This is a genomic window from Streptomyces sp. NPDC021080, assembly GCF_044333225.1.
Lineage (GTDB): Bacteria > Actinomycetota > Actinomycetes > Streptomycetales > Streptomycetaceae > Streptomyces.
In genome coordinates this window covers 638,020-655,561 of record NZ_JBIRQM010000001.1, presented here as the reverse complement: position 1 = coordinate 655,561, position 17,542 = coordinate 638,020, and the positions used below count along the sequence as shown (strand labels likewise).

Here is a 17,542-nt window from a genome sequence, read left to right as displayed (position 1 = left end):
CCGGATGCGTCCCGAGCGACGAGCCCCGACCGGCACGGCACGCCGCGGCACCCGACCGGATCACCCGGCCGGGTGCCGCGGCGTCCGGGCCCACGCACCCCGGTACGGACGCCGTGAAGGAGCCGGAGTGACACCCCGTGACGGAAAAGGGTGACGTCCGTACGAGGAGACGGAGAGGCGCGTACGAGGACGCGGCCGAACCCACAATGGACAGACAGGTGAGACCCATGAACGCGGACCGGTGACTCCATGAACATCGACGACACCACCCCGCGCGAGCCGGCGCAGGACCCGCCCTTCGGGGAGGCGGAACTGCCGTGGAACCACCCGCTGGCCCGTGCGCTGTCCCGTCTCGGCCGCCGGCTCAAGCAGGGCGACCGCAGGCGTCCGTGGATCCTCGACACGGCGGTGACGGCTGTCGTCGCGCTGATGTTCTGCATGCCGGACCTGGTGCACGACGGGGACGGCAGGCACCATCCGTTCGACACCGAGTTCACCCAGCTGTCCCTGCCGGTGACGCTCGCGCTGCAGGCCGGGCTGGTGCTGCCGCTGCTGTGGCGGCGCCGACGGCCCTTCCTCGCCTTCGGAGTGATCACCGCGGTGTTCATCGTCCAGCTGGCGCTGGGCGCCTGGCTGCGCGCCGACGTCGCCGTCCTGATCGCCCTGTACAGCCTGATCCTGCACGGAGAACTGCGTCGGCTGCCGCTGGCCTGCGCGGTCACGGCCGGGGCGATGGGACTGGTCGCCGTGCGCCTGCCGACCGGCGTGCACGTGCTCGACGCGCTGTTCTTCCTCTTCAGCACCATAACCGCGGCCGTCGCGCTCGGACTGGCGGTCCGGATCCGGCGCGGCCAGCTCGCCGTCCTGCGGGACCGCGCGATCCGGCTGGAGGTCGAACGCGACCAGCGCAGCAAACTGGCCGCCGCCGCCGAACGCACCCGTGTGGCCCGCGAGATGCACGACATCGTGGGGCACAACCTCTCCGTCATCATCACCCTCGCCGACGGCGGCGCGTACGCGAACGACCTCGCGCCGGAACGCGGAAAGCAGGCCCTGCTGCTCATCGGTGACACCGGACGGCAGGCGCTCGGCGAACTGCGCCGCATGCTCGGTGTCCTGCGCGAGCAGCCCCTGACTCCCAGCGCGCCCGAGCTCAGTCCCCAGCCGGGGATCGGGGACATCGACGCCCTGTGCGAGCGCATCCGGGCCGCCGGGCCGCGGGTCGTCCACCGCGGCGGCGGCGAACTGGGCACCCTGGACCGTGGTGTCCAACTGGCCGTGTACCGCATCGTCCAGGAGGCGCTCACCAACGCCCTCAAGCACGGGGGCCCCGAGACCCGCGTCGATCTCACGGTGGGCGTCGAGGGGACGCTGCTGCACATCGACGTCCACGACACCGGCCCGGGCACCGGCACGGTCCGCTCCCGGCCGCACGACGACGAAGGGCACGGGATCCCCGGTATGAGAGAACGCGCGGCCCTCTACGACGGGACGGTCGTCGCGGGGCCCGACCCCGACGGCGGATGGACTCTGCGGGCCACCCTCGACCTCACCCCTCCGGCCGGGACCGACCTCGCTCCGCCGGCCGTCACGGGCGGTGCGGCATGACCAGCGTGCTCATCGTCGACGACCAGCCGCTGCAGCGCCTCGGCTTCCGGATGCTCCTGGAGAGCACACCGGACACCGATGTCGTCGGCGAGGCGTCCCACGGCGCCGACGCCGTCCGCAGGGCCGCCGAACTCCGCCCGGACGTGATCCTCATGGACGTACGGATGCCCGGCATGGACGGCATCGAGGCCACCCGCCGGGTCGTGGCCTCCGGCGGCCGCTCCCGGGTGCTGATCCTGACCACGTTCGACCTGGACGAGTACGCCTACGCCGCACTGCGCGCGGGAGCCAGCGGATTCCTCCTCAAGGACGCCCATCCGGAGGAACTGCTCGCCGGAATCCGGGCGGTCGCGGCCGGCGACGCGGTGATCGCCCCCGCCCTGACCCGGCGTCTCCTGGACGCCTACGCCCGGCACCTCCCGCACGATCCGGCGGGCGGCAGGCCCCTGGACGACCCCCGTGTCAAGGCCCTCACCGAGCGCGAGTACGAGATCTTCGTCGCCATCGGCGAGGGCTGGAGCAACAGCGAGATCGCCGAGCGCCTGGTCGTGGCGGAGTCGACGGTCAAGACCCATGTCGGCCGCGTGCTGTCGAAGGTGGGCGTCCGCGACCGCGTCCAGGCGGTCATCCTCGCCTACGACCTCGGTGTCGTCCGCCCGAACCCGCCGGCCTGACCCGCGCTCCCCGGACCGCACGACCACCGCGTCGCCGTCGCGGCCCCGCGGCGCCCACGGGGTGTCCGCCGCGAGCGCGCACCCGAGGCGGGCGGCGCGGCGCGCCCTTAGGGTCGGCGGTATGACTGACGACAACCTGCGCCGCGTCACCGTCGAGCGGACCGGCACCGGGCACTTCACCGCGACGAACGCACGCGGCGGGACGATCGCCTTCGGGACGACCGGGGAGGACGAGTTCACCCCGGTCGAACTGCTGCTCGCCGCCATCGGGGGCTGCACCGCGGCCGATGTCGACGTCGCGACCGGCCGCCACGCGGAGCCCACGCGGTTCACGCTGACGGTGACCGGCGACAAGATCAGCGACGAGCAGGGGAACCGGATGACCGATCTCGCGGTCACCTTCTCCGTGGCGTTCCCGGACGGCGAAGGCGGCGACCGGGCCCGTGCCATCCTCCCCCGCGCCGTCAAGACCTCGCACGACCGGCTCTGCACGGTCAGCCGCACGATCGAGGCGGGTACCCCCGTCACCGTGACGGTCGCCGACGCCTGACCCCGCCGGGAGCCGGCGCCGGGCCCCGCGGACACGTGCGCGGCCGGGTGGAGTGAAGCCGGATTTCCGGGGCAGACGGCGAACGTCGAAGAGGTGGACGCGGGACGGATCGTATGGGCAAGACGGTGAGCGAAGCGGAACAGCAGGGACAGCGGGGTGCGCTGATCGAGGCATCGGTCGCGTACGACGGTGACTCCGCGTGCATCGCGCAGGCGCGGGCGTTCACCCGCGATTTCCTGACGCGGGTGCAGGCGGTCGCCGGACTGCCCGTCTCCGCGCGGGTGATGGGCACGGTCCCGCTGGTCGTCAGCGAACTGGTGACCAACGCGGTCAAGTACGCGGGCGGCCCCTGCCTGTTGTCGCTGGAGGTCGAGCAGGGCGCCGTCCGGGCGACCGTGTGGGATTCCGATCCGACCCTTCCGGTGGCGCGCGCCGCCGACGCGGGCCGCGTCGGCCAGCACGGGCTGGAGATCGTCATGGCCGTGTGCCACGCCTTCGAGGCGCGCCGGGAACCGGTCGGCAAACGGATCACCGCCGTGGTGACGCTGGCCGACACGCAGGACATCGGCATGAGCCACTCCGTCACCTGACGCCGCCCCCTCTCACCGCTGTGACAGCGGACACCCGGCAACATGCTCGAAGTCCCCTCCAGCCGCCGCCCGGCGCCGTCGTGACGCCCCGAAGGGTGCCTGACGAGCCGAAACGAAATCGTGTCGCGTCACCGGGGCCGCCGTGCGGGACAATGGTGAGTTCGCGGATTCCCTTCGACAGGAAAACGGGTGGTTAACACAGTGCGGCAGGCAGGTGTACTAGACGTCGGGTGTCACAGCGCTCTGCTCACCGTGGCGCGGCGCCGCGCCGGGGTAGCCATGGAGGAGGTGCTGTCCCGAAAGGTACGGCTCCAGTTGCACGAGACGCTGGACGCCACGGGACGGCTGGACAAGTCGGGCGTCCGCAGTGTGCAGCGGGCCGTGGCCGAAACACTCGCCGAGAACCACGGCGCCCTGCCGGAGGTGTACGCGTTCGCCACGTCGGTGATTCGCGACGCGCCCAACCGCGACGAGGTTCTCGCCCAGGTGGCCAGTGCCACCGGCACCCGGCTGCGGGTGCTGTCCGGTGAGGAGGAGGCCCGGCTGGCCTATGTGGCCGCACGCCACTGGGCGGGCGAGCGGGCCGGTTCGCTGCTGGTGCTCGACATCGGCGGCGGCACCGTGGAGGTCGCGTCCGGGACGTCCGGGCGGCCCCGGACGACGCACTCCCTGCCGCTGGGCGCGCGGACGGTCACCCGCGCCTGGAAGCTCGACGAGGCCGTGTCCTCGAAGCGGCGGCTCGCCGAGGTGCGCGACCATCTGAGCGGCCGTCTCGCCGAGGTGGACGGCCTGCCGCGCGCCGAGCCGGACGGGCGCGTGCTCGCCTGTTCCAAGACCTTCACCCAGCTGGCCCGCTACACCACCGCGGGCCGTGACCGCTCCCGGGCCCCGCAGCGGCTGACCCTCGACGAGGTACGGGCCGCGGTGGGCGTTCTGGCCGAGAACGGGCCCGCGGGCCGCGGCCGGCTCCCGGGCATCTCACGTCACCGGGCCGGACAGTCCCTGGCCGGGGCACTGGTCGCGGAAGCCCTGATGGAGGCCTGCCGGGCCACGAGTGTGGAGATCTCCCCCTGGTCCACCAGGGAGGGTCTGCTCCTGGAGCGCCTCGGCTCTTTGCGCGGCAAGCGTTCCACCGACCGCTGACGCGGACCGGTCACCAGCCCGTCGCGGGGCCGGGCCGTCCCCGTTCGCGCACCGCACGGGCATCCGTCAACGAGGTGGACAGCGAACCGTGTTCGAGGAGTACGGGGCCGGAGCACGGCTCCCGGCGACCGGTCGCGAGCGGCCCGGCACGCGGAGGCCGGGAACAAACCCGTACCTCTCGGCGCTGACGTGAACAGTCCGGCGGATGCCGGAGCGCGGGGTTCCACCCGGTGCGGTGGACCCACCGGCGGTTCTGCTCGTGGAAAGGCGTGAGAGAGATGACGGCGTCCGGACAGCGGCGGCCACGAGCGGCCGGGGCGGGCGAGTTGCCCCTGGTGACATCCTGTGGCCGCAGGATCTTCGTGAAGGAACTGACGCTGCCCACGCCGGGCCGGCCGATCGGCCGCGTGACGCTGGACGTGGGTCCCGACCAGGGCGACGAGCACGGGGTGTGGGCCTCTCTCACACCCGCCGAAGCACGTGAACTGGCCCGTCGCCTCCTCGCCCACGCCGCCGGGGTGGAACCGGCGGGACCGCCCGACCGGGAGACGCCCCGGGCTCACGACATGCCGCTCGACCCGCCTCCCGGAGAGGTGCGGGCCGCCACGGGCTCCCGCTCGGAACACCCCTCCGTCTGAACGCGCGGCCCGTGACGTGCGCGGGTGCCGGCGCTCCCCCGGACCAGGGTGGAGCACCGGCACCCGCGTGTCAGTCGGCGCCGTTCAGGATCACGGGAACTGAGTGACCTTGGACGGGACGGTGTCCGTGCCCGAGGTGGGCGCGCCGGTGTTGTTGACGACGTGGGCGTACTGTCCCTTGCCGCCCAGGGAGATCACCAGGATGTCGTGCAGCTTGACCCCGGTCTTCACCGGGACCTGGAAGCCGTGCGCCTGGACGATCGAGGAGTCCGTGGTGAAGTTGCAGTAGCTTCCCAGGCCCCATGCCTCGTGCGTGGAGACGGAGTCGGCGACCTTGTAGGCCGCGTATCCGACGATGCCGTCGTGGGTGACGGCGGCGGCGTTGGGCACGTCGTACGCCTTCTCGTTCTGGAAGAAGATCGTGCGCCCGTTCTCGCCGTTCCACAGCACGTCGTACTTGTTGAAGTGCTCGACGAACAGGCCGGTCGCCAGGACGTCGTCACCGTTGACCACGAGGCCGTAGTCGGCGCGGTTGGTGTCCCAGCCGACCCCGTCCCCGTGGTCGGCGCGCCACAGCCAGGTGTGGTCGATCACGACGTCGTCGCTGTTGACCACGACCGAGTTGGTGGCGAGACCGGGGCCCGCGCCGCCGATCCGCACGAACACGTCCTGCATGGTGGTGGGGTTGGCGGAGTGGTCGGCCGAGGAGCCCGACGGGCCGATCTGGAGCAGGGTGCCGGAGTTGGAGCGGCCCGCGTCGATCAGGAACCCGGCGAGCCTGACCCCGTCGACGTCGGCGACGTGCATGGCGTCGACGCCGTTGTCCGGGACGATCGTCGCGAGGCCGAGACCCAGGACGACGGTGTTGGCCCGGGTCACGTCGATCGTCCGGTCGAGGTGGTAGACACCCGGGGTGAACAGCAGGTTGAGGCCCTGGGCGAGCGCCGCGTTGATGGTCTCGGCGGTCGCGCCGGCCTTGACGACGTAGAACTGGTCGAGCGGGATGGACGTACCGGCCGTGTTGGGCCAGGAGACGCCGCGGGCGTTGGTGCGCTTGGAGGGCACGAACACCTTGTAGGTGCTGCCGTCCAGGTAGAGGTAGGGCTTCTCGCGGGAGACCGGGGTGGTGTCCAGGGTGGTGTACGGGCCGGAGTCGAAGTTCGTCGCCGGTGCTCCCTGGACGCCCGAGAAGGTCATGTTCCAGACGCCGTTGGTCCAGCCTCCGACCGAGCTGTCACGGGTGTACCACTGCTGCTGCGAGTACGGGCCGACCGTACCGTCGATCTTGGAGTCGGCGATGTAACCGCCGGAGGCCCAGCCGTAGCCGTTCGGGGCGAGGTTGAGGCCGCCCTGGACGTGGATGCGGCGGAAGGGCGCGGCCTGTGCCACGGCCCAGCGGTCGGTGCCGTTGGAGGGGGTGATCGACAGGTTCTCCGCCGAACGCCAGAAGTTCTGGGTGGCGTTGCCGTTGAACCAGCCCGCGTCCACGGTGATGTCACCGTTGATGTGGACGTCGTCGGGGTTCTGGCCGAGGCCCGAAACCGAGGTGTAGAAGCCGACCTGGGCGTTGATGTTGTTGTAGGTGCCGGGCTTCATCAGGAACTGGTAGCGGGCCGAGCCGAACTGGTTCGACTCCTGCTGGGCGAAGACCTGGTCGAACTTGCCCTGCAGATCGGGCGTCGAGGGGTCCACGACGATGACGTTGGGCCCGAGATCGCCGCCGCCCTGCACGGGCGGGACGCTGCTCCCCGTACCGGTGTGGACGGCGACCTCCCACAGTGAGTACCCGTACGCGGTGCCCCGGGTCGTCCCGTAGATCCGTACGTAGCGGCCCTTGCCGGAGACGTCGTAGGAGGCGGTGCCCCCGGTGCCGTCGGTGACGGACTTCAGGACGGTCCAGTTCTGGCCGTCCGTGGAGGACTGGATCTGGAAGGCCTTGCCGTACGCCGCCTCCCAGTTGAGGTCGACCCGGCACAGGTCGGTGGAGGCGCCCAGGTCGACCTGGACCCACTGCGGGTCGGAGAACGCGCTGGACCAGCGGGTTCCCGTGTTGCCGTCGAAGGCGGCCGAAGCGGCACTCGCCGCGTTCTCGGCGGAGGAGGCGGTGGCCGCCTTGCCCTGCGCCGCGTTGGCGGTGTCACAGGTCGTCGGCGTACCGGTGCCGCCGGTGCCGAAGACCTGGAACTCCCAGAGGGAGTAGCCGTACTGGGTGGCGCGGTGGACACCGTACATCCGGACGTAGCGGCCCTGGCCGGAGACGTCGAGGGTGTCGGTGCCGCCGTCGCCGCCGGTCACGGTCTTGATGTCGGTCCAGGTGCTGCCGTCCGGTGACGTCTGGACGCGGTAGTCGCTGCCGTACGCGGCCTCCCAGTTGAGGACGACCTTGGTGATCGTGGCCGAGGCTCCGAGGTCGACCTGGAGCCACTGGGTGTCCGTGGCGGCCGAGGACCATCGGGTGCCGGTGTCGCCGTCGACGGCGTAGGCGGCGGGGGTGCCGCCGTTCTCGTCCGAGGAGGACGTGGCCGTCTTGCCCTGGGACAGCGGGAGGTCGGCCGCGGCGGCCGGTCTCTGCAAGGGCAGGGTGATGAGCGCGGCCATTGCGGCCAGCGCGACACCCAGGGTTCTGAGTTTCATGCCGTGACTCCATGCGGGTGGGGTGACGAGCGGAGCGGACACACTTGTTGAGCAGCTGTGGACACAGCTGCTTACGGGGAGATGTCGGTGAACTGACTGCGCGGCTCGCTTAGTTCACGCTTTGATTTAAGTAATGAACCATCGAGGTGGCAAGCCCTGCGACGCGAGTTTCTTCAACTCGTGTGCGCTCGGCGCACGTTGACCGGCCGCTCCAAGGGGTGTGACCTGGACGGGAGTTGTCACGGACGGACGGAAGACCGTTCGGATCCGTCAAGGCTTGAACGCACGGCGGGGAACGGAGGGCATCGGAGCGCCCACGGCCCGTCACGAAGCGCGCAGACAGAAGCGCCCGTCCGGACCGTGACGGCGGTCCGGACGGGCGCGGGTCGTTCCTGGATCACCGGATCAGGGCGTGATCCTCCACTGCCGGATGTAACCGACGTCGATCGAGGCCAGGTCGCGGACGCGCAACTTCCAGGTGCCGTCGACCGGTTGTGCGGAGGCGTCGACGACGAAGGTCTGGTCCACGTTGTCGGCCGAGCCCCCGCTGCGGTTCAGCAGCGAGTACACCGTGCCGTCAGGGCCGACCAGATCCACCGTCAGATCACCGCGGTAGGTGTGGACGATGTCGACGTAGACCTCGGTGGTCGCCGAGGCGTTGCCGGGCCGGCCCGTGACGGTGATCGGCGACTCGACCGCCGGTCCCAGGTCGGGGATGTCCACCCGGGTGGTGTTGGCGTACACGTAGGCGATCCGCCAGTGGAAGGCCACCGACACGGTGGCGCCGGTGCTGTCGGTCACCGTGACCGTCGTGTCGCTGGTCCCGGTCGTGGTCGGGGTCCCGGAGATCAGCCCGGTGTCACCGATGGCCAGTCCGTCCGGCAGACCGGTGGCCGCATAGGTCAGGCTCGCGCCGGTGTTGGTGGTGTACGCGTCCAGTTGGAGGGAGACCTCCTGGCCGACCCCCGAGGTCTGGTCGGCGACCGGGGCGACGTTGACCCCCAGGGCGATGCGATCGCCCACGTTGATGCCCGCCCAGGCGTCGGCGACGGCGAGATAGGTGGGGCTGTACGCCCCGAAGAGATCGCCCGCGGCCCGCAGGGTCGCCGTCCGGGCGGCGTGGTAGTCGGTCGTCGAGGTCATGTACGTCGTCAGCGCGCGGTACCAGATCCGGGCGGCGTTCTCGATGCCGATGCCGGTCACCGGCAGGCCGTCATGGGTCGGACTGTCGTACGACACCCCGTTGACGGTCTTCGGACCGCTCCCCTCGGAGAGCAGGTAGAAGAAGTGGTTCGCCGGCCCCGAGGAGTAGTGGACGTCGAGGCCGCCCAGTGAGGAGTCCCAGTAGTCGCGGGATGACCCGTCCTTGGACGGCTTGTCCATGTAGCGCAGCGGTGTGCCGTTGCCGCGGATGTCGATCTTCTCGCCGACCAGGTAGTCGGGAACGTCGGCCGCGAGGTTCTCGTGGAACTCCACCGCCGCGGCGAAGATGTCCGAGGTCGCCTCGTTGAGACCGCCCGACTCTCCCGAGTAGGTGAGGCCCGCGGTGGCCGCGGTCACGCCGTGGCTCATCTCGTGGGCGGCGACGTCCAGGGCGGTCAGGGGGTGCGTGTTGCCCGCGCCGTCGCCGTAGGTCATGCAGAAGCAGCTGTCGGACCAGAAGGCGTTGACGTAGTTGTTGCCGTAGTGGGCCCGGCTGTAGGCGGCCACGCCGTCGTTGCGGATGCCGTTGCGGCCGAAGACGTCCTTGTAGTAGTCCCAGGTGGCCGCCGCTCCGTAGGCGACGTCGACACCGGCGGTCTGCCGGTCGCTCTGGGTGCCGTTGCCCCAGACATCGTTGTCGTCCGTATAGAGGGTCCCGGTGCCGGAGGTTCCCTGGTTGAGGTCGTAGGTGCGATGGCCCGCGCGGTCGCCGTCGACCAGTTGGTACGTCGATCCGGACGGCGTGGTGGAGAGCGGCACCGTGCCCACGTACTGGCCCGTACCGGTGCCCGTGTCGATCCCCTCGTACCGGGAGGCGGTCTTGCCGGAGGACGCGTCGGTGACGACGTGCAGCTCGCTCGGCGTGCCGTCGGGCCGGACCCCCTCGATCACCGATTCCCAGGCCAGGACCGGGCGGGTGCCCGCCGCCCACACGACGAGCCGCGGCGCCTTGCCGATCCCCGCCCGTCCGACGGCCGCCGCTCGTCCCACGGCGAGGGCCTTGGCCCCGGCGTCACCGGCGGAGATCCCCGGCTTGACGCTCGGCACGGTGACGGCGGCCCCGCTCGCCCCGGACACGGTGCTCCGGCCGCCGCTCAGGTGCACGACCAGATCACCGCCGAGGACCGGCAGTCCCGCGTAGGTGCGCTCGTAGCGCGTATGGGTCGTACCGTCCTCGTCCTCGGCGACGTCCTTGACGACGAGTCTCTCCCGGGCGCCGAGGCCGATCCGCCTCGCGGTGGCACCCGCCGCCGCTCCGGCACTCTTGACCAGGGCGGCGTGCCGGGCGGGCGTCAGCGGGACCGGGAGCGCACCGGGCCGGGGCTCGGCGGCGATCCGGGCACCGGCGGGAACCGCGTTGCCCGAGGCGGCGGCCTCCGTGACCGGCCTGGCGGTAACGAGGTCCACGGGGGCGGCGGAGGCGGAGCCCGGCCGGACGGCGAGGGCCAGTAACGAGCTCGCGGCGGTGAGGGCGAGGAGGGCGGCGCGTCGGCGGCGGGCGGAGGGGTGTTGTCGGCGGGCGGAGGGGTGTTGCCGGTTCAATGCCATCTCCTTCTGCGGGGGGTGACCCGGGTGGAGCCCCGGGCGTCCGGGACCGGCGGGGTGCGGCCGGGTCCCGGGGGTCGGAGGGGCGGCGGGCGGGAGCAGCGCGAAATGCCGCACGAAGGCGCTCGTGGAGCCGGTGGCGCGGGGATCGCGAGGGTGCGCGGCACGGGCGGGGCAGGGAGGGGTGCGCGAAGGACCGGAGGTGCGGCGCAGAGGCGGTGGTCCGGGGGGCCGGGAGGTTAGGGGGTGGTGCGGAGGCGAGGCCGGAGGGTGTGGCGGGTGGCGTGGAGGGGATGTGAACGAAACGTGAGCGTTCGACAGCAGAGTGACATCACCCTGATGGTCTTGTCATGAAGACGACAAGACATCGGCTTGAACTGACCACGGCCTGCTGCGGGTTCGCCCCTCCCCCGAATCCTTTTCGGCCGCTGTGGGTCTGCTGTGAAAGCGGCCGGACGGCCCGTGCGCCCCCTGCGCTCCTACAGCGTTCGGTCTTCGCGCGTCCGGCGGCTCAGGGCCGACGCGCGTGCGTGTGGTCGCGCGCCCGACCGGACGGGCGGCGTGGCGGACGGGTCTCGTGGTCGTGCAGCCAGTCGTGGACGGCGAGGGCGAGGGCGCAGAGGACGGCCACGATGCCGGAGCCGACGGCGATCGCCATGGCCGGGCGGAAGCCGTGCCGGTCCGTGCCGAGCACCACGTAGAACAGTCCGGGCAGCGCCGCGGTACCCACGGCGCCGCCCAGCCGCTGGGCCGTCTGCAGGGCACCGCCGGCCGCGCCCGCCATCCGCACCGGCACGTCCCGGAGCGTCATGGTGACGTTCGGCGAGATGACACAGCCGCTGCCCAGCCCGCCGGCGAACAGGGCGGGAGCCGCGTACCACAGGGCCCGGTCCCCCGGTGCGAGGCACAGGACCAGCACGGCACCGCCCAGCCCCAGGGCGACGGCGGCGAGACCGCAGACGGTCAGCAGCCGGCCCAGCCGCTCGACGAGCCGTCCGGCCACCACGGCCGCCGCGGCCGAACCGATGGCGAAGGACGTCACCGCGAGCCCCGAGCGCAGCGGGGAGTAACCCTCACCGTTCTGGAAGTACAGCGCGAACACCAGCCACACTCCGCCGAACCCCACGAAGTACAGGGCGCCGATGGCCGCTCCGGCGGCGTAGCCCCGCGTGCTCGTCACCAGGAGCGGATCCAGGAGCGGCCGGCCTCCGGCCGCGGTCAGCCGCCGCTCCCACCGGACGAACGCCACGAGGAGGCCGAGCCCCGCCGGGAAGAGCCACCACAGCCTGCGCACACCGCCCGACTCGGCCAGGATCAGGGGAAGCATCAGCGCCAGGACACCGCAGCCGAGCAGTGCGACGCCCCGCAGATCGAGCGGTTCCCGGCGCCGCGGAGCGGCCTTGGGCAGCAGGCGCAGGCCCAGCAGGAAGGCGACGGCTCCGACCGGCACGTTCACATAGAAGATCCAGCGCCAGCCCTGGGGGCCGTCGGCGAGCATCAGGATCAGGCCGCCGATGAGGGGGCCCACCGCGCTGGAGATGCCGACGGTCGCGCCGAAGAGCCCGAACGCCCGCCCCCGCTCGGCTCCCCGGAACATCTGCTGGATGAGGGCGGAGTTCTGCGGAGCCAGGCATCCCGCGGCCGTTCCCTGGGCGAGCCTGGCCACGACGAGGAGCGTGATGGTCGGCGCCGCGCCGGCCGCCGCGCTGCACAGGACGAAGGCGGCGAGGGCGAGCAGGAAGATCCGGCGTCGGCCGAGCGCGTCGCCCAGCCGTCCCGCTGTCACGAGAACCAGGGCGAAGGTGAGGGCGTAGCCGGAGACGACCCATTGGATCGACGGGGCGGAGGCGTGCAGGGCCCGCTGCATGGAGGGCAGCGCGACGGCGACGATGGTGACGTCGAGCAGGCTCATGAACCCGGCCGTCAGGGTGACCCACAGGGCGTGCCACCGCCGCGGATCGGCCCCCTCGGCCGGCCCCTGCGCAAGGTCCCCTCGTCCGTCTGCCTGCGCGTCCGCTTCCACGCCGGGGACTCCTCTCCGCCACCCCCATCATCGTCGGCCCGTGGGAGCGAGGGGCAAGTCGAGGTCCTGGGCGGCGGCACGAGCGTCGGAGCCGCCGCTCGACACGGGCTCCGGAGCCGCGCCGTACGTCTGCCCCGGCCACCGCACGGATCCCGGGGCAGGCGGAGGGGTTCCCGGGCTCCTGGTGGGCGCATGACCGTGGGGCCCGTTCCCCGGAACGGGCCCCACGTGGTCGGGCTCGGCGGCCGCGCCGACTCCCTGGAGCCGAACTGTCCGCCCTCTCGGCCATCAACCCTTCAGGCGTTCGCACATTCGTACGTTCAGACGTTCAGCCTTTGAAGACGTCCTTCGTCTTCTCCTTGGCCTGTCGTGCGTCACCCTTGGCCTTTTCGGCCCGGCCCTCGGCGGTCATCCGCTCGTTGCCGACGGCGCGCCCGGCCGCTTCCTTGGTCTTGCCCTTCGCCTGCTCCATCTTGGCCTTGGCCTTCTGCTCGCCACTCACGATGTCTCACGTCCCATCACGATCGGCTTCGAGTGTCGAGTGATCGAGTGACCGGTACGACCGGCTTCAAACGTGGAGATCGAGAACCGCCGCCCCGCCTTCGGTCACCCTCCGTGGTCGCGCGCGGTTCCGGCATGCCGGAACCGTTGGGCTGGGTGAGCCTGGAGACATGGGCCGATGACACTCGGATCCGTCCGGAGCGTCGTGCCCGTCTTGGGCAGCCAGAGCGAGGACGACGCCATGGGTGATGAGGTCTACCAGCCGGGAGGTCCCGACATCCGCGAGGACGAAGGCATCCTCGATCCGGAGGACACCCTCGAGTACCAGGGTTCGGACCCCTTCGACGAAGGGTGGTCGCCGCCCGAGCGCCCGCTCGCGGTGAACCATCGGGGCACCACCGCGCGTGAGCAGCGCGAGGGGGAGAGCCTGGACGAGAAGCTGGCCGAGGAACGGACGGATCCGGCCCTGCAGGAGTCCGACGAGGACGACGGCGAGGGCGGCCCGACGGAGGACGGAGCCGGACTTCCGGACGACGACGTGGGCGCCGAGGACCCCGAGGAACGCATCCTGGCCCTCGACGTGGGCGCCCATGAGGACGCCGAGCACGACATGATCGCCGAGCATGTCGGCGCCGACGACGGACCCGACCCCACGGACGAGGCGACCGGTCACCTGATCCCCGAGGACGACATGCCCGAACGGCTGGACGAAGGCCTGCGGCGCCCGCCGGAGGACGAGGTCCGCCGGCTGCGCTCGGAGACGGACACCTAGCTCTGGGGCTCACCCGGAGCGGTGACCGCGGGAACTCGGCGTGTTGCCGAACGCGTGCCCCACCGGCTCACGTTGACGGCCGGTCAGTCCTCACCGCGGACGATGTTCCACTCGGGGCCGCTGCGGTCCTGGCGGGCCGTTTCCCCGGCCCTCGCCGGAAGACAGGTCTGCGGGCCGGTCCGCCTCCCGCGGCGTGCCTTCGCCCATCCCGTCTCCGGTCGCGCAGTGCTCCTGGTGCCGATGTCCGTGGTCATGACTTCTTCTCGTCCCTTCGCCGGCCGGACCTGACTCCTCGTGTGGGGGGGCCGGTCCGGTCCGGCCTTCTCGTGGTTCCGGGCTGCCAGGATCGGGTCCCCCGCCGAGGCGGAGGGAAACCGGCCACACTCCGTGGAGTGGTTCGCGCGCCGGGACGGGCCGGTTTGCGGTGTCCTCCGCAAGGCCACACGGTGAGAAGGAAGTACCGCCGCGTCACGGCACGCCACGGCGCACACTCGAAGGACGGCGACGACCATGTTCCAGGACAACGCGAAGGCCAAGCAGATCAAAGGAAAGGTGAAGGAGACCGTCGGAAAGGCGCTGGGCAACACGTCGGTCCAAAGGGCGGGCCGTCGTGAACAGCTGCGCGGCAAGGCCCAGGAGATGACGGAGAAGGCCTCGGAACGCGTGCACAAGTGGACCAAACACTGACCATGGCTCTCCAGCATCCCGCCGACCGGGGTGGCGACGAACGCGGCAGGCTCGAGAGGCTCGCCGAGTCCGGGTCGAGGTTCACCAGCTCGCCCCTCTTCTTCGTACTGTGTGTCGCGCTGGTCTCGCTGACGGTCGCCGTTCACGTCGCCGGCCTGGCCGACAAGTGGCTCCTTCTCGCCGGCGACGCGATGACCGCGGTGACGCTGCTTCTCCTGGCACTGCTGAAGAACTCCGAGCTACGGTCGGAGCGAGCGATCCAGCGCAAGCTGGACGCCATCGCCTCGGCGCTGCTGGAAGCGCAGGAAGGCGCCCCCGGCAAGGCACACAAGGATCTGCGGAATGTGATCCGCATGGAGGACGAGACCTGACGGTCTTCGCAGGCTCGGCCCTCACTCCTCCTCGTCGTCGTAGTCCTCGTCCTCCTCCTCGTACTCCTCCGCCGCTTCGTCGTCCTCTTCCGGGGGCTCTTCCTCGTCTTCCGGGGGCTCTTCCTCGTCTTCCGGGGGCTCTTCCTCGTCTTCCGGGGGCTCCTCGTCGTCCTCTTCCAGAGGCTCCTCGTCCTCGTAGTCCTCCGCGCCTTCCTCCTCCTCGTCGGCGGAAGCGGCTTCCTCCTCTTCGAGTGCCTCGTCGTGGGTACGGACCACATCGCCACCGCGTATCTCGCCGCGCCAGCCCTCGGCCTCCTCGTCGGTGAGCGTGACGTAACGCTGGAAGTTCTTGAAGTCCAGCCGCAGGCGGCGGCCCTGGGCGCGCCAGAGATTGCCGGTCTTCTCGAAGAAGCCGGAGGGGTAGTACTCGACGACGAGCACGATGCGGGTCAGGTCCGGCGTGAGCTCGTGGAAACTGACACAGCCGCGTGTGCTTCCCTTGGCGCCTTCCGAGGTCCATTCGATGCGCTCGTCCGGGATCTGCTCCCGAACGGTCGCCTTCCAGCCCCGGGTGGACGGGCCGACCTTCACCTTCCAGTCGCTGCCGCCCTCGCCGTCCTGGGAGGCGCTGCGCACCCCCTTGGTGAAACTGCTGAACTTCTCGAACTGGCACCAGTGGTCGTAGGCCTTGCGGATCGGCACGCCGACGTCCAGCACTTCGATGATGTTCATGGTCTTGGTGCTGCCGGACTTGGCCTTGCCTCTCCCTCCTCCGCCGAAGGCTCCCTTCACCTTGTCCACGACGCTGTCCTTGGCGCTCTTGGCCTTTTCGGACACGATCGCCTTCAGCGGGGACTCCCCCTGCAGAATGCGGGATCCGGCTCCCAGCAGGGGGCCGCCGTTCTCGGCGGCGTCGAAGAGGTGGTCGGTCACATCGGCGACCTTGTCCCCGGCCTTGTCCACCAGGTGTTCCAGCTGGGCGCCGAGGAAATCGGTGAGCTCGTCGCGCAGTGCGTCCAGGCCCGAGAGCTCTGTGCTGTCCTTGTCACGCTGCTTGGTGGCCATGGCACTACCTCCGGCGTCCGGAAGCGGTCTTGGCCGTCCTGGACGAAGGCCTCTTCGTCGCGGTCTTCTTCGCGGGCGCCCTCTTGGCCGCGGTCTTCTTGGCCGGAGCGGTCTTCTTCGCGGCCGTCTTCTTCGCGGGTGCCCTCTTCGCTGGTGTCTTCTTCGCGGGCGCCCTCTTGGCTGCGGTCTTCTTGGCCGGAGCGGTCTTCTTCGCGGCCGTCTTCTTCGCCGGAGCGGTCTTCTTGGCCTGCCGATCCGCCGCCGGCCTTCCCGCCCCGGTCTTCCTGTCCGCCGTCCGCTTTGCCGGGGCCCGCTTCGCCGCAGGCCTCGTGCGCGCGTCACCCGCGTCCGAGGACGTGGACGTGCTCTTCCCGGCCCTCTTCGTGGCGGTCCTCCTCTCGGTCCCCTTTCGGTCGGTCCCCTTGCGGGACTCGGGTTCGGCCGCATGCTTTCCCGAGGCGCTTCCGGCGTTCCGGCGCTTCCTGCGCGGACGCTCGGTCTCCGGCGGCTCGTCCTCGTCCTCGTCCGGCTCCTCTTCTTCGGCTTCGTCCTCGGGTTCCTCGTCCTCCGGCTCGTCCTCCTCGTACTCTTCCTGGCCGGCGTCCCGCTCCGGCTCCTCGTCCTCGCCCCCGTCCTCCTCGTCGTACGCGTCCGGCCCGGAGTCGTCCTCGTCCTCCTCTCCCTCCTCGTCCGTCTCGCCGACGCGCAGCGTCCGTTCGTGGAGGGTGTCGGCCAGTTCGCCGAGGCGGCGGTCGGCCGCCGCCTTGAGAGCCTGCCGACCGGCGTCCATGAGTTCGCCCCGCACCTGGTCCTGGAGCTCGGCCACGCCCGGGACCGCGGAGAGCTTCTTCAGACCCTCGGTGGCCAACTGCTGCGGGTCGAGTGCGAATCTGCGGCCGGCGATATAGGTCGCCACGGTGAACGCCAGGCGGCCCTTCTTCGTACGGCCGAGCAGATAGCCTCCGGCCACGGCTGCGGCCAGAGCGAGTTTGGTCGTGTCATTCATGAACCTTTTCCCTTCGGACAGGCAGCCTCGCCGCCCCGAGGCCACCTGCTCGACGAGGCGGCCTCGGGGGAGGCCATCCGTATCTGACGCCTCAAGTACCCCTATATGATGAAAATGCACCCATCTATTGGAGTACGGCGCCAGTCCCGACGACCGGAGACACCATGGCCGCAGCAGAACCCGCCAAACGGCGACCGAGCGCCGGCCGCAGTACGGCGCGGCGGGCCGCCGGCGACGGCGCGGCCCCGTCCCGCTCCGGAGGTGCGGCACGGGCCATCCGCTCGGCGGTGGAACAACTCGGCTCACTGCTCGGCCGGGCCCCCGAGTCCGTTTCCGCGATCAAACCCACGGACGACGGTTGGGATGCGGATGTGGAGGTACTCGAGCTGGAGCGCGTCCCCGAGACCACCAGTGTCATGGCCACCTACCGAGTGACCCTGGACAAGGAGGGCGACCTGGTGGCCTACGAGAGGAAGCGCCGATACACGCGCGGACAAATCGACCGGCGCTGAGACATCACGGCCGGTGAAGG

The 17,542-nt window shown here is 70.9% G+C and carries 16 protein-coding genes; 10 read left to right on the top strand and 6 right to left on the bottom strand.

The features are described from left to right. Positions 1-249: 249 nt before the first annotated feature. The 6 genes from ACH4S8_RS02930 (at position 250) to ACH4S8_RS02905 (ending at position 5,203) form a co-directional block, all read left to right on the top strand. Positions 250-1,608: a sensor histidine kinase gene (locus ACH4S8_RS02930; RefSeq protein WP_398390280.1), complete on the top strand. Its 1,359-nt coding sequence runs from the start codon at positions 250-252 to the stop codon at positions 1,606-1,608. Next, positions 1,605-2,282: a response regulator gene (locus ACH4S8_RS02925; protein WP_398390277.1), complete on the top strand. Its 678-nt coding sequence runs from the start codon at positions 1,605-1,607 to the stop codon at positions 2,280-2,282. Before ACH4S8_RS02930 ends, ACH4S8_RS02925 begins: the two co-directional genes overlap by 4 nt. Positions 2,283-2,403: 121 nt before the next feature. Further along, positions 2,404-2,832 carry an OsmC family protein gene (locus ACH4S8_RS02920; RefSeq protein ID WP_398390275.1) on the top strand — a complete coding sequence of 143 codons (429 nt, stop codon included), beginning with the start codon at positions 2,404-2,406 and terminating at the stop codon, positions 2,830-2,832. Positions 2,833-2,945: 113 nt separating this feature from the next. After that, a complete protein-coding gene (locus tag ACH4S8_RS02915) occupies positions 2,946-3,422 on the top strand; it encodes an ATP-binding protein (RefSeq protein WP_398390273.1) in 477 nt (158 codons plus the stop codon). 189 nt (positions 3,423-3,611) lie between these two features. Next, positions 3,612-4,565, top strand: coding sequence for a Ppx/GppA phosphatase family protein (locus ACH4S8_RS02910; protein WP_398390271.1), 954 nt, complete (start codon positions 3,612-3,614; stop codon positions 4,563-4,565). 362 nt (positions 4,566-4,927) lie between these two features. After that, positions 4,928-5,203: a hypothetical protein gene (locus ACH4S8_RS02905; RefSeq protein ID WP_398390269.1), complete on the top strand. Its 276-nt coding sequence runs from the start codon at positions 4,928-4,930 to the stop codon at positions 5,201-5,203. Positions 5,204-5,293: 90 nt separating this feature from the next. Here the strand turns inward: ACH4S8_RS02905 and ACH4S8_RS02900 are convergent, their stop codons facing one another. From ACH4S8_RS02900 to ACH4S8_RS02885, 4 genes are all read right to left on the bottom strand, one after another. Continuing rightward, positions 5,294-7,837 carry a discoidin domain-containing protein gene (locus ACH4S8_RS02900; protein ID WP_398390267.1) on the bottom strand — a complete coding sequence of 848 codons (2,544 nt, stop codon included), beginning with the start codon at positions 7,835-7,837 and terminating at the stop codon, positions 5,294-5,296. Positions 7,838-8,242: 405 nt separating this feature from the next. Next, positions 8,243-10,588 carry a M4 family metallopeptidase gene (locus ACH4S8_RS02895; RefSeq protein WP_398390265.1) on the bottom strand — a complete coding sequence of 782 codons (2,346 nt, stop codon included), beginning with the start codon at positions 10,586-10,588 and terminating at the stop codon, positions 8,243-8,245. A 508-nt stretch (positions 10,589-11,096) separates the two neighbouring features. Next, entirely contained in the window at positions 11,097-12,608 is a 1,512-nt protein-coding gene (locus ACH4S8_RS02890; RefSeq protein ID WP_398390263.1) for an MFS transporter, read from the bottom strand. A 328-nt stretch (positions 12,609-12,936) separates the two neighbouring features. Further along, positions 12,937-13,110, bottom strand: a complete 174-nt coding sequence (locus tag ACH4S8_RS02885; RefSeq protein WP_376450574.1) for a CsbD family protein — start codon at positions 13,108-13,110, stop codon at positions 12,937-12,939. Positions 13,111-13,287: 177 nt separating this feature from the next. On the opposite strand from ACH4S8_RS02885, the gene ACH4S8_RS02880 reads away from it, so the two are divergent. The 3 genes from ACH4S8_RS02880 (at position 13,288) to ACH4S8_RS02870 (ending at position 14,939) form a co-directional block, all read left to right on the top strand. After that, positions 13,288-13,881, top strand: a complete 594-nt coding sequence (locus ACH4S8_RS02880; RefSeq protein WP_398390260.1) for a hypothetical protein — start codon at positions 13,288-13,290, stop codon at positions 13,879-13,881. Positions 13,882-14,391: 510 nt separating this feature from the next. Beyond that, positions 14,392-14,568, top strand: a complete 177-nt coding sequence (locus ACH4S8_RS02875; protein ID WP_398390258.1) for a CsbD family protein — start codon at positions 14,392-14,394, stop codon at positions 14,566-14,568. Between the two features lie 2 nt (positions 14,569-14,570). Beyond that, complete coding sequence (locus ACH4S8_RS02870; protein ID WP_398390256.1) at positions 14,571-14,939, top strand: low affinity iron permease family protein; 369 nt, start codon at positions 14,571-14,573, stop codon at positions 14,937-14,939. A 21-nt stretch (positions 14,940-14,960) separates the two neighbouring features. Here ACH4S8_RS02870 and ACH4S8_RS02865 read toward each other — a convergent pair whose 3' ends face one another. Then, positions 14,961-16,004, bottom strand: a complete 1,044-nt coding sequence (locus tag ACH4S8_RS02865) for an SRPBCC family protein (RefSeq protein WP_398390254.1) — start codon at positions 16,002-16,004, stop codon at positions 14,961-14,963. 4 nt (positions 16,005-16,008) lie between these two features. Then, positions 16,009-17,010: a histone protein gene (locus ACH4S8_RS02860; protein ID WP_398390252.1), complete on the bottom strand. Its 1,002-nt coding sequence runs from the start codon at positions 17,008-17,010 to the stop codon at positions 16,009-16,011. A 164-nt stretch (positions 17,011-17,174) separates the two neighbouring features. Here ACH4S8_RS02860 and ACH4S8_RS02855 point away from each other — a divergent pair, with 164 nt between their 5' ends. Continuing rightward, entirely contained in the window at positions 17,175-17,522 is a 348-nt protein-coding gene (locus ACH4S8_RS02855; protein ID WP_398390250.1) for a gas vesicle protein, read from the top strand. Positions 17,523-17,542 lie beyond the last annotated feature (20 nt).

Excerpts from the sequence above, each read along its gene's own strand:
- ACH4S8_RS02925 (WP_398390277.1), top strand. The coding sequence starts at position 1,605 with ATGACCAGCGTGCTCATCGTCGACGACCAGCCGCTGCAGCGCCTCGGC.
- ACH4S8_RS02895 (WP_398390265.1), bottom strand. The coding sequence starts at position 10,588 with ATGGCATTGAACCGGCAACACCCCTCCGCCCGCCGACAACACCCCTCC.
- ACH4S8_RS02880 (WP_398390260.1), top strand. The coding sequence starts at position 13,288 with ATGACACTCGGATCCGTCCGGAGCGTCGTGCCCGTCTTGGGCAGCCAG.
- ACH4S8_RS02865 (WP_398390254.1), bottom strand. The coding sequence starts at position 16,004 with ATGGCCACCAAGCAGCGTGACAAGGACAGCACAGAGCTCTCGGGCCTG.
- ACH4S8_RS02870 (WP_398390256.1), top strand. The coding sequence starts at position 14,571 with ATGGCTCTCCAGCATCCCGCCGACCGGGGTGGCGACGAACGCGGCAGG.
- ACH4S8_RS02900 (WP_398390267.1), bottom strand. The coding sequence starts at position 7,837 with ATGAAACTCAGAACCCTGGGTGTCGCGCTGGCCGCAATGGCCGCGCTC.
- ACH4S8_RS02915 (WP_398390273.1), top strand. The coding sequence starts at position 2,946 with ATGGGCAAGACGGTGAGCGAAGCGGAACAGCAGGGACAGCGGGGTGCG.
- ACH4S8_RS02920 (WP_398390275.1), top strand. The coding sequence starts at position 2,404 with ATGACTGACGACAACCTGCGCCGCGTCACCGTCGAGCGGACCGGCACC.
- ACH4S8_RS02855 (WP_398390250.1), top strand. The coding sequence starts at position 17,175 with ATGGCCGCAGCAGAACCCGCCAAACGGCGACCGAGCGCCGGCCGCAGT.
- ACH4S8_RS02875 (WP_398390258.1), top strand. The coding sequence starts at position 14,392 with ATGTTCCAGGACAACGCGAAGGCCAAGCAGATCAAAGGAAAGGTGAAG.
- ACH4S8_RS02930 (WP_398390280.1), top strand. The coding sequence starts at position 250 with ATGAACATCGACGACACCACCCCGCGCGAGCCGGCGCAGGACCCGCCC.
- ACH4S8_RS02860 (WP_398390252.1), bottom strand. The coding sequence starts at position 17,010 with ATGAATGACACGACCAAACTCGCTCTGGCCGCAGCCGTGGCCGGAGGC.